Here is a 15,591-nt window from a genome sequence, read left to right as displayed (position 1 = left end):
GCGGCCCGCTCAACCGGCCACGGTCGCCGCCCCGCAGCGGCCGCAGTGAGCGTCCAGGGACCTCTCGATCACCCCGGCCAGCGCCTCGGCCTGGTCCTGGAGGAAGTAGTGGCTCCCCTCGGGGATCACGGCCAGGTCGACGCTGCTGCTGAACCGGTCCCACAGCCGCACTCCACGACTGTATCCGGAGGTCATCGGGTCGGCGGTGCCCGCGATGAACGTGATCGGTGTCGAGAGCGGCGTGGGCGGCTCCGCTGGCTCGCTCAGCCACGGCTCGGTCCCGCGCGTCCACACCTCGGCGAAGTAGCGGCCGCCTTCGGTGACGTCGTGGCGGAAGGCGCGCATCACGAACGCGATGGTCTCGTCGTCGACCTCACTGCCGAAGCCGCCGATGGAACGCAGATAGCGCACCTCCGCCTCATCGGCCTCGGGCACACTCCCCCGGGTCGTCCCCACCGTCCGTGCGCCCACCCGGAGCCACCCGCGCTGCACCAGGGCCGCCAACACCCGCTGCATCGCACGCCCGATGCGACGCGGCTCGTAGAAGGGGAAGGAGGCGCCCAGGAACAGCCGCTCGACGGGGCGCCCCGCCGCCTCGACCCGGCGGACGACCTCGACGGCCGGCGCGACGCCCACGCAGTGCCCGTAGACGGCGACCGGGCCCGGCGGCAGCGCCAGTACGGCGGCGGCGCACTCAGCGGCGACGGCGTCGACGGAACGCAACTGAGGGTCGCTGCCCGGTTCGTGTCCCGGAAGCGTCACCGCCTGGAGCGAGACATCAGGGGACAGATGGCCGGCGAGTGCCCGGTAGGCGATGGCGCTGCCGCCGCCGAACGGCACGCACACCAGCTGCGTCGCGGGCTGTGTCCGCGGTGCCAGGTTCAGGAGCATGCCCGCGGCGGAGGCGGGCGACTCCAGCGCGGCCGCCAGCCCCTGCACGGTCGGGTGCGTGGTGATCAGCGGAACGGTGGCTCCCTCGATCCGCCGGATCGCGCGCACGGCGTCGAAGGACGTCCCGCCGAGCTGGAAGAAGTCGCTGTCGCGCTCGATGGACCGCACCCCGAGCACGGCCTCGAAGGCGGCGGCGACCGCCTTCTCGCCCGGAGTCTCCGGTCCCCTCCACGGGCGGCCGTCCGACACCCGCGGCTCTCTGCGCGGATCGGGCAGCTTCTTCCGGTCGAGCTTCCCGTTGGGGCTCAGCGGCATCGCATCGAGAACGGTGACCGTCGCCGGCACCATGTAGCGCGGCAGCCGGTCGGCGAGGTAGGTCCTCAGCTGCGCCGGCAGCCCCTCCCGATCGGCCTCTCCGTCGGCGGCGGTCACATACGCCGCGAGCTCGCGGTGCTCACCGCGCGTGTGCACCGTGACGGCGCTCTCGCGCACCGCGCGATGGCCGGTCAGAGTGTGCTCCACCTCCCCGAGTTCGATCCGGTACCCGTTGATCTTCACCTGGTGGTCGATGCGGCCGAGGAATTCCAGTGACCCGTCCGCCAGCCTCCGTACCTTGTCCCCCGTGCGGTACAGCCGTCCGCCGGGGCCCGCCAGCGGATGCGCGACGAACGTCGCCGCGGTGAGTCCCGGCCGCCCCACGTACCCGGTCGCGAGCTGGACTCCCCCCAGGTACAGCTCTCCCGGCACCGACCGGGGCACCTCTGCGAGCCGGCCGTCCAGGACATGGGCCCGTACGTTCGCCACCGGCCGGCCGATGGGAACCACCCCCGCGGGGGCTGTCCCGGCGCAGTCCCACCAGGTCACGTCCACCGCGGCCTCGGTCGGGCCGTAGAGGTTGTGCAGCTCCACCTGCGGCAGGAGCTGGGCGAACCTGCGGGCGAGGCCATGGGGCAACGCCTCCCCGCTGCACAGCACCCGACGCAGTGCCGGCAGCTCGGCGGCGCCCGGGTCGTCCACGAACAGTTCCAGCATAGACGGCACGAAGTGAGCGGTCGTCACCTTCTCGTCCGCCAGGATCCCGGCCAGATACGCGGCGTCCTGGTGCCCGCCCGGGCGGGCCACCACCATCACCGCACCCGTGATCAGTGGCCAGAACAGCTCCCACACCGAGACGTCGAACCCGAACGGGGTCTTCTGCAGCACGCGGTCGTCCGGCGTCAGCCCGAAGGTGTCCTGCGCCCACAGCAGACGGTTGAGGATCGCTTCGTGCGTGATCGCGACGCCCTTCGGGCGTCCGGTGGATCCGGACGTGTAGATGACGTACGCGAGGTCGGAACCCTGCATCGGCATCGGCATCGGTGTCCGGCTCGTGCCGGCCTGCTGCGGAGGCCGGGGGCCGACGACCCGATCCACGCCGAGCCGTCGTGCCAGGGGCGCCAGGTCCGGCTGTGCGATCACCACGTCGGCCCCGGCGTCGGCGACCATGAACGACAGGCGGGCCTCGGGAAGCGACGGCTCCAGCGGCAGGTACGCCGCGCCCGCCAGCTGTGTGCCGAGGACCGCGACCACGAGGTCGGCGGAGCGTTCGAGACAGACCCCGACCGTCGATCCGCGACGTACTCCCGCGTCGGCCAGCGCCGCCGCCACCGCGCACGACCGGTCCCAAAGCTCGGCGAAGGTGAGCACGTCCTCCTCCGCCACCACTGCGGGCGCGGTCGGCGTCCGCTCCACCCGGCGCCGCACCAGCTCGGGCAGGGACGCCCCGCGGTCGCCGTACCGCGCGAAGCTCCCGGACGCCGCCGGCTCCGGCCGCCCGCCCCGCGCGAGACCCGAGGCGACACCGCCGATCCTCGCCTCACGCGTCAGCCCCGTCAGGGCCGTCCGGAAGGCGCCGAGGATCTCCTCCACCTCCCCGGAGCCGATCCGGTCCCGGTGATAGAGCGCGCGCAGCGTGGACGCCGCGGTCACGAAGACGGTCAGGGGTTCACTGGTCTTCTCGAAATCGGTCAGTCCGCGCAGCGACAGCTGCCCCACGTCGGTGCTCTCGCCGAAGTCGACGGGGTAGTTCTCCAGAACGAGCAGAGTGTCGAACAGCGGCTCGGTCGCCGTGACCCCCGTCCAGGACTTGATCCGGGCGAGCGGACTGAACTCGAAGCGGCGCGCCGCCGCATGCAGCGCCTGGACCTCGCGCAGCCACTCCCCCACGCCGCGGTCCATGGGAGCCGTCAGCTGCAGCGGGAGGCTGTTCACGAAGCTGCCAACCATCCGCTCCACCTGCGGCAGCACCGCGGGCCGGCCCGAACAGGCGACTCCGAACCGTACGTCCTGGCCTCCGCTGAAGCACTCCGTCACGAGGGCCCACGCGGCCAGCATCAGCGTGCCCGGCGTGACGCCGTGCCGGGCGGCGGTCTGCCGCAACGCGGCGCTCAACTCCGCGCCCAGTGCGAGGCTGTGCTCGTCGATGACCGTGGGCGGACCGTCCGGCGCGGCCGGCCGCAGAGGCGCCAGCTTGTCGAACCCGGCGCCGTTCCCGAGGGTTTCGGCCCAGTACTCCTGGGCCGCGTCCAGGTCCTGCTGCTGGAGCCAGGCGATGTAGTCGCGATACGGCGGAGCGGGTGCCGGAGGCGGTGTCCCCGCGGTGAGGCTGAGGTAGCGGCCGACGACCTCCCCGATGACCAGCGGCACGGACCAGCCGTCGATCGGCAGCATGTGGTGGGTCCACACCACGAGGTGCCGCTCGGCGCCCAGGCGCACCAGGTCGAGGCGGAGCAGGGGTGCCTGTGCGGGGTCAAACCCTGCCGCCCGCTCGGCCGCGAGCAGCTGCTCCGCCTTCTCGTCCTGGACGTCCGGCTCCACGCCGGACCAGTCGTGACGGCGCAGGTCGACGGTCACATGGCGGTGCACGACCTGCAGGGGCGTGTCCATGCCCTCCCAGTGGAAGGAGGTACGCAGTGACGGGTGGGCGCGGACGGTCTGCTGCCAGGCGGTCTCCAGCGCGCGGGCGTCGAGTCGCCCGTCGACGGCGAAACTGTGCTGGGCCAGGTACGTGTCGGAGTCTCCGCCGTAGAGGCTGTGCAGCAGCATGCCCTGCTGCAGCGGTGACAGCTCGTAGACGTCCTCCACGTCCTCCGCGCTCATTCAGCCTGCCTCTCGGCGAGCCTGCCCAGCAGGCCGTCGAGCTGGGCCCGGTCGACGCGCGCGAGCGGGAAGGCCGCCGTCGCGCCCTCCGGGGCCGCCGCGCCGATCAGCGAGCGGAGGTGGGAGAGGTGGCTCGTGCAGAGACGTTCCACGGTCCCGGCGTCGTGCCGCCGCTCGCCGTACTGCCAGGCGACGACGAGTTCACCGGCGCGCACACCGGCGCGCACCTCGAGGGGATAGGGCCGGAGCTCGAAGGGGCTGCGGTCCCCGCCGACGGTCTCCGCCGCGACGGAGAAGGTCCCGGACGCGGGCTCCATGGCCTTGCCCGTGTAAGTGAACGCGAGATTGACCGGCGCCGCGTCCAGCGGCTCGCGCCCCTGCCGGAGCAGCTGCCAGCCGGTGCCGCCCGCGGGCACGGCCCTCAGGGTCTCCTTGACGGTGCGGAGCGTCTCGTCTCCGGCGGCACGCAGGAGCAGCGGGTGGGTGGGACTGAACCAGCCGACGGTACGCGTCACATCGACGTCGTCGAACAGCTGCGCCCTGTCGTGGCGGACGAGATCGATGAGGTGGCGCTCGGCACCGGTCCACTCCTCGAGTGTGCGGGCCAGCGCCGCCAGCAGCAGTTCCTCGACCGTGCAGGCCAGCCGCTCGGGCGCCGCGAGCAACGCCGAGGTCGCGGCAGGATCGAGACGCGCGAGGGCAGTCCGGGTACCGGCTTCGGTATCGGCGCCTCGCTCTTCCGGGTGATCGTCGGGCAGCCGCCCGCGCTGCTCCCCGCCGGGACCTCCGGTCACCACCTCGGACCAGTACGGGCGTTGCCCCTGTACGGACTCCGATGACGCGTAGGAGGCGAGCCGGCGCGTCCAGGACTGCCACGACGTAGTCTTCGGCAGGAACCGCAGCGGCTCGCCGGCCGACAGTTGTACCACCGCGGTCTCCAGGTCCGCGAGAAGGATCCTCATGGACGCCTCGTCGGCCACCAGCCGGTGGGCCACCACGGCCAGTCGGTCCGCCCGCCCCTGGCCTGGTCGCAGCAGCGCCACCCTGATCAGCGGCCCGACCGCCGGATCGAGGCTGCGCTGCAACTCGGCGCAGACCTCCTCGGTCCGCCGATCCGGGTCCTGGCCGGACGAGACGTCGTAGCACGCGAACGGCGTCTCGTCCCCGCGCGGGGCGATGCGCGACCGGGTCCGGGCCCCCGCGAGCAGCAGCCTCTGGCGCAGTCCGTCATGGTGCCCGAGCACCGCCTCGACGGCCGCGCGCAGCACCTCGGGATCGACCTCGACGGCCAGGTCCAGCAACACCGACAGGTTCCACTGCGCGGGTGCCGTCAACTCGGCCGTGCACAAAGCGTGCTGGGTCGGCGAGAGGGGTGCCGGACCCGTGACGTCCGCCTGCTCGGCATCGACGGTGCGGCCGGCCTCGACCACCACGGCGAGCTGGGCGACCGAGGGGTTCGCGAAGAGGTCGTACGGAGTCAGCCGCAGCCCCGCCTGCTGCGCCTGGGCGACCACCTGGATGGCGAGGATCGAGTCGCCGCCGACCTCGAAGAAGTTGTCGTCGACGCCGATCTGCGTGACACCCACCACACCGGCGACGATCCCCGCCAACGTCTGTTCCGTCGCCGACTCCGGCGCGCGGAAGCCTGCTTGGCCGGCCGCGTCCGCACGGCCGGGAGCGGGCAGGCGCGCGCGGTCGATCTTGCCGTTCGCGTTGAGCGGCAGCTCCGCTATCTCGACGAACGCCGAGGGAACGAGGTAGGAGGGCAGTCGGTCGAGGAGGAAGTCCCGCAGCGAGGCGGCCACACCGGCCATCCCCGCCGACGGCACCACATGCGCCACCAGCCGCCGGTCTCCCGGAGCGGGCTCATGGACCGTCACCACGACCTCGGCGACCCCGGGATGGTCGAGGAGAGCCGATTCGACCTCGGTGGGCTCGACGCGGAAACCGCGGATCTTGACCTGCGTGTCCACCCGGGAGTGGAACTCGAGGTTGCCGTCGGTGCGGCGGCGCACCAGGTCGCCCGTGCGGTAGACCCGCTCGCCCGGCCGGGTCGGGTCCGCGACGAAGCGCTGTGCGGTGAGGCCCGGGCGCCCCAGGTAGCCACGGGCCAGGCTGACACCACCGATGTAGAGCTCGCCCACGCCCCCGGCCGGGACCGGTTGCATCCGGCGATCGAGGATGCGCAGGTCGGCCGAGGGGAGGGGGGTGCCGATCGGCAGGTTCGACCACTCCGTCTCCGGGTCGTCCGGGTCCAGTCTGAAGAAGGTGGAACTGACCGTCGTCTCGGTGAGCCCGTACACGTGGGCGAGCGGAACGCGGGTCGTACGCCGCCACAGGGCGATCCGCTCGGGCAGGACCCGCTCGCCGCCGATGATCACCAGGCGGAGGTGCCGCGGGAGTTCCAGGCCGCGACGGTCGATCTCACGCACCCACTCGTGCCAGTAGGCCGTGGGCAGTTCCATCACGGTCAGATGTTCCCGCTCGACCAGCGCGGCGAGGTCGTCCTCACCGCTGATCAGGTGTTTCGTCGGCATGACCACGGCGCCGCCGGCGAGCCAGGTCGGGAACAGCTCTTCGGCGAGTACGTCGAAGCCCGGCGAGGCGAACTGCAGGAACCGGTCGCCGGTGCCCAGGCCGAGTCGGTCCACCACGTCGCGCGCGAACACCGCCAGCGAGCGGTGCTCGATCACGGCGCCCTTCGGACGGCCGGTCGATCCCGAGGTGTAGACGACGTACGCCGCCGCTGCCGGATCCGGCGGGTCGAGGTCTCCCTCGTCCGCCCCGGCCTCGTCCGCCCCAGCCTCGTCGGCCCCGTCCATGAGCAGGGTGGCCCACCCGCCGGAGCCCGGCACGTCCGCCAGCAGCTCCTCGGTGACCAGGACGCGCACATCCGCATCGGCGAGCAGGAACGCCATTCGTTCCGGCGGGTACGTCGGGTCGATGGGCACGTACGCCCCGTGTGCCTTGAGCACCCCCAGGATCGCCACCGCCAGGGCCGGCGACCGGTCCACCAGGACGCCGACGCGCGCGTCCCGGCGCACTCCCGCAGAGCGCAGCCGGCGGGCCAGCCGGTTCGCACGGCGGTTGAGTTCCGCGTAACTGGTCGCGACTCCGTCCCGGACCACCGCCGGAGCGTAGGGGGCGAGCCGCACGCGGTTCTGGAACTGCTCGACGAATCCGCTCACCTCGGTCGGGACCGCCGGCTCGCTCTCCGCGGCACCGGCGTCGAGTTCGACGGCCCAGACCGGGGTGTCCGGATCGTCGACGAGCCGGCGGAGCACCCGCTGGAACTGCTCGGCCAGCAACGCGACCGTGGCAGTGTCGAAGAGTTCGGACATGAAGTGCCACTGGATCTGCAACGTCCCGGCGGTCGGCGTGACGTTGAGCGTGAGGTCGACCGAGGTCTTGGCCGGGGCGATCGACACCGGCGTGATGCGCAGCCCCGGCAGTTCCAGCGTCATGTCGGGCACGGTGAGCACGTTGATCCAGACCCGGCTGAACGAGGTGCGGGTCGACTCACGACCGAGGTCGAGTCCCTCGGCGACCCGCTCGAACGGGAGGTCCTGGTGGTCGAGCACACCGGCCAGCGTCGCGTGGGCCTCCCGCACGACGTCACGGAGCGTCAGTCCGTCGTGGATCCGGACCCGCAGCGGCAGCGGATTGGCGAAGCTGCCGATGAGCCGCTGGGTCTCCCCGCGGGTGCGCCCCGACACGAGCGATCCGACGACCACGTCGTCCTCGCCCGAGTACCGGTTGAGCAGCACTGAGCAGGCGGCCAGCAGCACGCCGAACAGCGAGGCGCCCTCCTTCTCGCCGAACCGCTGGACGCCCGCCGCCAGTTCCTCGGGAAGGCGCATGTCGTACACGCCGCCGGCGTACGTCGGGCGGGCCGGACCGGGGCGGTCGACCGGCAGTGCCGAATCGACGGGCATGCCGGCCAACTGCTGTCGCCAGTACTGGACTTCGAGCTCTTGCTTCTCCTCGGTGCGCTCCGCGCGCTGCCACGCGGCGAAGTCCCCAAACTGGATGTCGAGCGGCGGAAGGTCCGCAGGGGCGTCGCCGAGGCGGCTGCGGAACATCGCGGCCAGCTCCTCGACGATGATCGCCAGCGACCAGGCGTCCGAGGCGGCATGGTCGGCCGCGAACAGCGCCACATGCACCTCCGTCTCCAGCTTCAGCAGCGTCACCCGCAGGCGCTGCGGATCGGCGGGGTCGAACGGGCGCATCATGTCGCGGCGGGCCAGCCGCGTGACCTCGTCCGTCTGCCGTGACGGCGCCACGTGCGTCAGGTCCACCACCGGCGTCGGCACCGGCGTCACCGCCTGGACGACCTGCACCGGAGTCCCGTGTCCGTCGAGCTCGATCGTCGTGCGCAACACCTCATGGCGCTCGACGATCCCGGTGAGGACGCTGCTCAGCAGGGTCAGGTCGAGGCTGCCTTCCAGCCGCAGCGCGCCGGTGATGTTGTTGACCGAGCGGATCTGCCCGACCGCCCACTCCCGGTGCTGGGCGACACTCAGCGGAGTGGACGCGGATCGGTCGCGGGGCAGGATCCTGCCCACCGCGCTCTGCCCTCGAGCGGCCGCACGCTCGGCCAGCCGGGCCTCGAACACGGCCCGCTGCTCCGGCGGCAGTGCAGCGATGCGCGCTTCCAGGTCCCTCACTTCGCCACTCCTTCGTTCGTGGGCACCGGCACCTCAGTGAGCATGCGGCCGATGGAGTCGATCACCTTCGCCTCGGACGCGGAGTCGAAGAAATGCCCGCACGGCAGAACGTCCATCGAGAAGGACGCCGTCGTCTCGTCCCGCCAGGCCCGCATCCGATCCGGACCCGCCTCCTCGTCGTGCTCCGCGGCGAAGGCGTGGATCGGTATGTCGAGCGGAACCTCCGGGTGAAAGTCGTGCGTACTCAGCACCGACAGGTCCGCCTCCAGTACCGGCAGCAGGGCGGCCAGCAGGCCCGGCTCGGCGAGCACGGACGGCGGGGTGCCCCCCATCTCCCGTACATACCCTTCGAGTCCGTCGTCGCGGTCCTCCCAGAGCCAGCTCCCGTCGTCGAGGGCCGGCCCGCCGCTCGCGGCCACGAACAGCGCACGGGGTCCCGGCAGTCCACGCTCGCGCAGGGCATGCGCCAGCGCCCACGCCACCCGCGCGCCCATGCTCGATCCGTAGCAGGCGAACGGCCGGCCCAGGGACGGCCCCAGCACCGTGATCAGCTCCTCCACCAGCGGCTCCATCCGAACATGGCGTTCCTCCAGGAACCGGTCCGCCCGCCCCGGAAGCTGCACGCCGATGACGTCCACCGACGGAAGCAACGCGGGCCAGTGACGGAAGAGCCCTGCGCTTCCCCCGGCGTAGTGGAAGCAGAGCAGCGTGGTCGACCCGGTCGGCGCGGGTGCGAGGAACCGCTTGAGCAACCGCCGTTCCCGCTCCGTCGGTGTACCCGCGGCGCCGCTCATGAGGCGGCCCCGAGTGCGGCACCCATCAGATCGAGCAGGTCGTCCGGCGCCTCGATGAACCGATGGTGGCCGCCTTCGAGCAGCACCGACTTCGTCTCCCCGCACGTCGGCCAGCCGCCCATGGTGGAATAGGGAATCTCCTCGTCCCCGGTCCAGCCCACGGCGACGATCGGACACGGCAGCCGGAAGGGCTCGGGCACGACGTACCGTTTGTTGGTCTCCACGTCGGCGCGCAGGACCTCGAGGTACAGCTCGATCAGTTCGGCGGACGGCGTGCCGCCCAGTTCGCGGATCAGCTTCTCCAGCTCGGCGCCCAACTCGTGGTCGTCCATCGCGAGGAACCTGCCGGCGGGGCCGTCCTGGGGGGCGACCTCGGACGAGACGAACAGCGCGGACGGAGTGGCCACGTTCCTCGTGACCAGCTGCACCGAGGTCTCGTACGCCGCGAGCGCCGACCCGCAGTGGCCGAAGAAGCCGAACGGCACGTCGAGGTACGGCGCGAGCCCTTCGCTCATCTGCTCGCCGAGCTCCGCGTAGGAGGTGAAGTTGGGCTCGACGAACCGTGACTCGTGCCCCGGAAGCTCGACCGGCAGGAACTCCACGCCGTCCCGCTCCGCGGGCCACTGCCGGTACATGCTCGCGCCGCACCCCGAATAGGGAATGAGGAAGACCCGTGCGCGCGCTGTCCGCGACGGTTCACGGGGCAGCCAGCGGTTGCGCAGGGGAGGTCGGGACGAGGACATGGGGAACCTTTCCGACGTTCGGACTCAGCCTGCGTGGGCAGGCGACGCGGTGATCGGCAGCTTCCGGTGACCGGAGACGAAGTTGGAACGCAGTCGCTGTGGCTCGCCGGCGGGCTCGAAGGCCGTGAACCGCGTCAGCAGCTCGTTGAACAAGGTGCGCAGGGTGACCCGCGCGACGGTGTGCCCCACGCAGTAGTGCGGGCCGATTCCGAAGGCCAGATGCTTGTTCGGGCGCCGGCGCAGGTCGAAGCGTTCCGGATCCGGGAACACGGTGCCGTCCCTGTTCGCCGCGCCGAGCCAGCTGACCACGGCGTCGCCGGCCCGTATCCGGGTCCCGTGGAGTACCACGTCGTCGACGGCGTACCGCATGAAGTGGCTGACCGGTGAGCCCAGTCGCAGCGCCTCCTCCACCGCGGTGGGGGTGGCGGTGAGGTCCTCGGCCCACCGGTCGAGGGTTCCCTCGGCGATGTGTTCGGTCATCATGTAGTTGGGGGCGTGCGGCGTCGTGACGACCGCTCCGAGCAGCACGCTGTAGCAGTTCGACATGACCTCGCCGGGGGTCATGGTGCGTCCGTCCACCTCGGTGGTGATCAGCACGCTGATGAGGTCGTCGCCGAGGTTGCGCCGCCGCTCACGGTAGATGTCCTGGAAGTACGCGAACAGTTCGCGGTGGGCGGCGTCCAGGGTCGCCTGTGTGTCGCCGTCCTTCTGGTAGGCGGGATCGTCGGCGGCGATCGAGGCGACCAGGAGCTCTCCCAGCCGCGGCCAGTCCGCCCGGGGCAGCCCCATGGACTCGCCGCCGATGGCCACCGGCAGGGCCAGCATCGCCTCCGCGAAGTCGAAGCCGCCGTCGGCGGCCAGCGGTGCCAGCGCCTCGTCAACCAGGCGGCTGATCATGCTCTGCTGCTTCTCGATGGACTTGATGGCGAGCGCCTTCTGCAGGCGCGCCCGCATGACGGTGTGACGCGGCGGATCGGTCGCGGCGATCTGCCGCCCGCCGGCCGGGTCCTCCACACCCAGAATGTTGATCATGGTGCCGCGTTCCGAGGTGAAGGTGGCGGCATCACGCAGCACCCGCTCCACGTCGTCGTAGGTCACCACCGACCAGAAGCCGTTGTGGTCGTCCACCTGCGTCCACTCCAGGTGGTCCTCCTCGCGCATCCGCGCCCAGACCCCGCGGAAACCCAGCTCGGTGAAGGCCGCGGAGTGCGCCAGACCGGCGGCGGCCGCCCCGACGGGACAGCCCGCGGCCAGAGCGGCGGGCGAGTCGGCCTCGTTCTTACGGAGCGGATGCATCCGTACTCCTCTCGGGTTCCGACTCCCCCGCGCCGCCGCGCAGCTCCTTCGCGAGTTCGGCGATCGTCGGTCGCAGGTACAGCGTGCGGGCGGGCAGTGTCGCGTCGAACTCCACGGGCAGCGCGGCCAGCAGCTCGGCGGCGAGCAGCGAATGCCCGCCCAGGTCGAAGAAGTTGTCCTCGACGCCGACCTGGTCGATGTCCAGCGCCTCGCTCCAGATCTCGGCCAGCCGGGCCTCGACGGAGTCCCTGGGCGCCACGTACTCGTTCCACACGTTCCGCGGGATCTTCGCCGACGGCAGTGCGGAACGGTCGACCTTCCCGTTCAAGTTGAGCGACAGCTCGGGGTGCAGGACGATCGCCCACGGGACCAGGTGGGCCGGCAGCACCGCCTGCAGCTGCTCGCGCAGCGAGGCGCTGAACGCCGCCCAGGTCGACGGGTCGCGGTCGCCGGCCGCGACGTACGCGATCAGGCGCGTGTCGCTCGCCCCGTACGTGCGGGGCACCACCGCGGCCTGCGCGACTCCGGGGAGGCGAAGGATCTCCGACTCCACCATGCTCGGCTCGACACGGTAGCCGCGGATCTTCAGCTGCCGGTCCACCCGGCCGAGGAACTCGAGGGTGCCGTCGTCGCGCCACCGCGCCAGGTCGCCGGTTCGGTACATCCGGCTGCCCGGTGCGGCCGCGGGGTCGAGGTCCGCGACGAAGCGCGCCGCTGTCTCCGCGCCTCGATGCAGGTATCCGTTCGCCACCCCGCTGCCGCCCACCCACAGCTCGCCGATCTCTCCGTCGGCCACGGGCTGCAGGTCGGCACCGCGGACCACGGCGGAACTGCCGTCGATCGGAACCCCGATGGGCACCGTGGGTGCCGAGCCGGGCTCGCGCGTGGTCCAGCAGGTGCTGAAGGTGGTGTTCTCCGTCGGTCCGTAGCCGTTGGTGAAGAGCATGCCGGGGTAGGCGGTCATGACCCGGTTCACATGTGCGGGGGACAGCACGTCGCCACCGGCGAGCAGATGCCGGATCCCGGCGAGGCCGTCCAGGTGATGCATCACCATCTTGTGGAACAGACCTGACGTCAGCCACAGCACGGTGACGCCCTCGGCGCGCATGATCCCGGCCAGGTCGGCGAGATCGAGGTTGGCGTGCAGCGGCGGTCCCAGGGCGAGCCTCAGGCCTCGCACCAGGGGCATCCAGATCTCGAAGGTGGACACGTCGAACCCGACGCGGGTGAGCTGGAAGAACACGTCGTCGTCGCGGACGTCGATCCAGGACGGGTCGTCGACGAGCCGGAACACGGCCCGGTGCGAGACGACCACACCCTTGGGGTCCCCGGTGGATCCGGACGTGTAGCAGACATACGCCGGGCTGTCGACGGGAGTTCCGACGGCGTCGTCGGCCGGAACGGACGAGGATGCCTGGGGCTCGGCGTCGTCGATGCGCACCACGGCCGGCAGGTCGATCCAAGGGGCGAAGTCGTCGTTGGTGAGGGCGTGTCGGGCGCGGGTGTCGGCCAGGATCCGCTCCCGCTGACCGGTGGGCTCGGCCGGATCCAGATAGAGATAGGCCCCGCCGGCGCGCAGCACGGCCGTCAACGCCACGATCAGGTCGATCGACCGGTCCAGCAGCACCACGACGATGTCGCCTTGCGCCACCCCGGCGCTCCGCAGGCGCCGTGCCAGCACCGCCGATCGCGTGTCCAGCTCGCCATAGGTGATCCGCAGGTCACCGTGGCTGACGGCGATCGCGTCCGGTGTACGGCGGGCCTGCTCGACGACCATCTCGTGGATGCAGCGCGGCTCGTGCACGCGGGTCTCGAGTTCAGCGGACATGATGGACCCAGCCCTCCGGGTCGGGCGCCGAACCGTGCTGGATTCCCAACAGCTCGCGGCGCAGCCGCAGTGTCACCGGCCCCGGCTCACCGTCGGCGACCGTCCATTGCCCGTTCTCCGATTTCACGGTGCCGACCGGTGCTATCACTGCGGCCGTTCCGCAGGCGAACACCTCGGTGAGCTCACCCGACGCGCATTCCTCGCGCCACTGGTCGATGGAGACGGGGCTCTCGACCGCGTCGTAGCCCAGTTTCGGCGCCAGGGTGAGGAGCGAGTCACGCGTGATGCCGGGCAGCAGCGTGCCGGTCAGCGGCGGGGTCGTCAGGCGCAGTCGTCCGCCGGGCTGCGCATGGACGAAGAAGAGGTTCATTCCCCCCATCTCCTCAGCCCACCGGTGTTCCACGGCGTCCAGCCAGACCACCTGGTCGCACCCGTGGGCCGTTGCCTCGAGACCTGCGGCGAAGGCGCCCGCGTAGTTGCCGCCGGTCTTGGCGTATCCCGTGCCGCCGCGGACCGCGCGCGTGTAGTTCGTCGACAGCCAGACCGACAGGGGCCTGGGCGTCCCCCCGCCGAAGTACGCGGTGGCCGGCGAGGCGACGACGCAGAACAGGAAGGTCCGCGACGGGTGGGTGAAGCCGAGCGAGGGGTCCGTGGCGATCATGAAGGGGCGCAGGTACAGGCTCCGGCCGGCTCCTTCCGGCACCCAGGCACGGTCGTGGGACACCAGCAGTTCGACTGCCTTGACGAAGATCTCCGGGGGCAGTTCGGGCATCGCCATGCGCCGCGCCGACGCGTTGAACCGTGCCGCGTTCGCGTCCGGCCGGAACAGCGTGACCGCTCCGTCAGGCCGGCGGTACGCCTTCATCCCCTCGAAGAGCGCCTGCCCGTAGTGGAACACCGAGGTCGCCGGCTCCAGCGTGAACGCCCCGTACGGTTCGAGGCGTCCGTTGTGCCAACCACGCTCGGCGGACCAGCGCAGTGTCACCATGTGATCGGTGAACGTCTGCCCGAACCCCGGTTCCTTCAGCACCGCTTCGCGTTCGGCCGCGGGCAGGGGTCTGCTCGTCGGGCTGATCTCGAAGTCCATCGTCGCGGCGGTCACCGTTCACCTCCGGGCGGAGTAGGCATCGGCCAGAGCCACGGCTGCGGTGTGGACGACTTCGTACGGCCGCGCGAGCGACATGCGTATGCTGCGCTGGCCGCTCTCGGGATCAGCCCAGTAGAAGGGGGCGCAGGGCAGTACGTGCGCCCCGCGGTCCCGCAGGTCGTGGTACAGCTGCGAGGAGTCGGGGCCGCCCTCCGGCAGCGCGACCCGCGCCACACTGATCTGGGAGTCGGGGTCGGCCAGACCGGTGCCGACGGCCTCGATCGCCTCGCGCACCGCATCGCGGTTCCGCTCGACGAGAGCGCGGGCGCGTTCGTAGCCGCCGTCGGCCCAGTCCCCGGCCAGCGCCTCGACCAGCTGCAGCACCACCGGTGACGCGGCCAGCATCGACTCGGAGAAGGCGCGCCTGATCGGGAGCGTGGTCCGTTCGCTGTAGGCCAGCATCCCGATCTTCAGCTCGTGCATCGGCCACAGCTTGCCGGTGTCCTCGATGATGATCCAGTCCGCACCGGCGGCCTCGAGAACGGCGTACGTGTCGTACTGCGCGTCCCGCACCTGGCCGCGGAAACTGGCGTCGAGGATCACCGTCTGGCCGTGCCGCGCGGCGTGCTCGGCCAGCGAGCGCAGATGGCCCTCGGGGGTGACCAGGCCGGTCGGATTGTTCGGCATGGTGATGACGACGGCGCTCACCGGTGATCCCGGCCAGTCCTGGTTGAGCAGCGCCTCTTCCTCCAGCGAGACCAGCTTCAGACCTCGGGTCTGGAAGAGGTCGGCGATGTTGTCGAACGTCGGATGCAGGACGGCGACGGTCGCGCCCGCCGGCAGTGCGCGCGCCACGATGTCCGTGGCGAGGGTCGAGGAGTAGCAGCTCAGGATGCGGCCGGTCCCGATCGGCGCCGAGCGCTGCCCGATGGCGCCGAGAAAGGCGGTGTGCGCGGCCTCCTCAATGGCCGGGAACGCTCGACGGGTGGCGATCGCGAACATCTCCGGGATGCGGGCGACGATGGCTGCCTGCTCCGGCGTCAACGCCAGACGCGCGTGTCCGTCCGTCAGATTGAGGCCGCCATCGGGATCTGTCAGAGCGTCGACTTCCATCAAGGTCAGGTTCGCGGTCACAAATTCCCTCGTC

Annotated in this window: 8 protein-coding genes; all 8 read right to left on the bottom strand. The window is 71.4% G+C overall.

Annotation, left to right across the window (positions count from 1 at the left end; genetic code table 11):
* Window positions 1–9 precede the first annotated feature (9 nt).
* Genes ACFY10_RS33370 through ACFY10_RS33335 form a run of 8 tightly spaced genes read right to left on the bottom strand, consistent with a single transcriptional unit; the run spans window position 10 to window position 15,557 of the window.
* A complete protein-coding gene (locus ACFY10_RS33370; protein ID WP_390668952.1) occupies window positions 10–4,029 on the bottom strand; it encodes an amino acid adenylation domain-containing protein in 4,020 nt (1,339 codons plus the stop codon).
* The gene (locus tag ACFY10_RS33365; RefSeq protein ID WP_390668951.1) at window positions 4,026–8,696 is read right to left on the bottom strand and encodes an amino acid adenylation domain-containing protein; all 4,671 of its coding nucleotides are present in this window, start codon (window positions 8,694–8,696) and stop codon (window positions 4,026–4,028) included. The genes ACFY10_RS33370 and ACFY10_RS33365 overlap by 4 nt, the downstream gene beginning before the upstream one ends.
* On the bottom strand, window positions 8,693–9,490 hold the full coding sequence (locus tag ACFY10_RS33360) for a thioesterase II family protein (protein WP_390668950.1): 798 nt from the start codon (window positions 9,488–9,490) through the stop codon (window positions 8,693–8,695). Before ACFY10_RS33360 ends, ACFY10_RS33365 begins: the two co-directional genes overlap by 4 nt.
* Window positions 9,487–10,233: a thioesterase II family protein gene (locus ACFY10_RS33355; protein ID WP_390668949.1), complete on the bottom strand. Its 747-nt coding sequence runs from the start codon at window positions 10,231–10,233 to the stop codon at window positions 9,487–9,489. The genes ACFY10_RS33360 and ACFY10_RS33355 overlap by 4 nt, the downstream gene beginning before the upstream one ends.
* Window positions 10,234–10,257: 24 nt before the next feature.
* Window positions 10,258–11,529 carry a cytochrome P450 gene (locus ACFY10_RS33350; RefSeq protein ID WP_390668948.1) on the bottom strand — a complete coding sequence of 424 codons (1,272 nt, stop codon included), beginning with the start codon at window positions 11,527–11,529 and terminating at the stop codon, window positions 10,258–10,260.
* A complete protein-coding gene (locus ACFY10_RS33345) occupies window positions 11,513–13,357 on the bottom strand; it encodes an amino acid adenylation domain-containing protein (protein ID WP_390668947.1) in 1,845 nt (614 codons plus the stop codon). Before ACFY10_RS33345 ends, ACFY10_RS33350 begins: the two co-directional genes overlap by 17 nt.
* Window positions 13,347–14,444, bottom strand: a complete 1,098-nt coding sequence (locus tag ACFY10_RS33340) for a branched-chain amino acid aminotransferase (RefSeq protein ID WP_390669006.1) — start codon at window positions 14,442–14,444, stop codon at window positions 13,347–13,349. Before ACFY10_RS33340 ends, ACFY10_RS33345 begins: the two co-directional genes overlap by 11 nt.
* Window positions 14,445–14,462: 18 nt before the next feature.
* Window positions 14,463–15,557, bottom strand: coding sequence for an aminotransferase class I/II-fold pyridoxal phosphate-dependent enzyme (locus tag ACFY10_RS33335; protein ID WP_390668946.1), 1,095 nt, complete (start codon window positions 15,555–15,557; stop codon window positions 14,463–14,465).
* Between the last annotated feature and the right edge of the window lie 34 nt (window positions 15,558–15,591).

Source organism: Streptomyces sp. NPDC001401, from assembly GCF_042895385.1.
GTDB lineage: Bacteria > Actinomycetota > Actinomycetes > Streptomycetales > Streptomycetaceae > Streptomyces.
The sequence above is the reverse complement of the archived record's forward strand: the minus strand, read 5'-3'. Positions and strand labels throughout refer to the sequence as shown.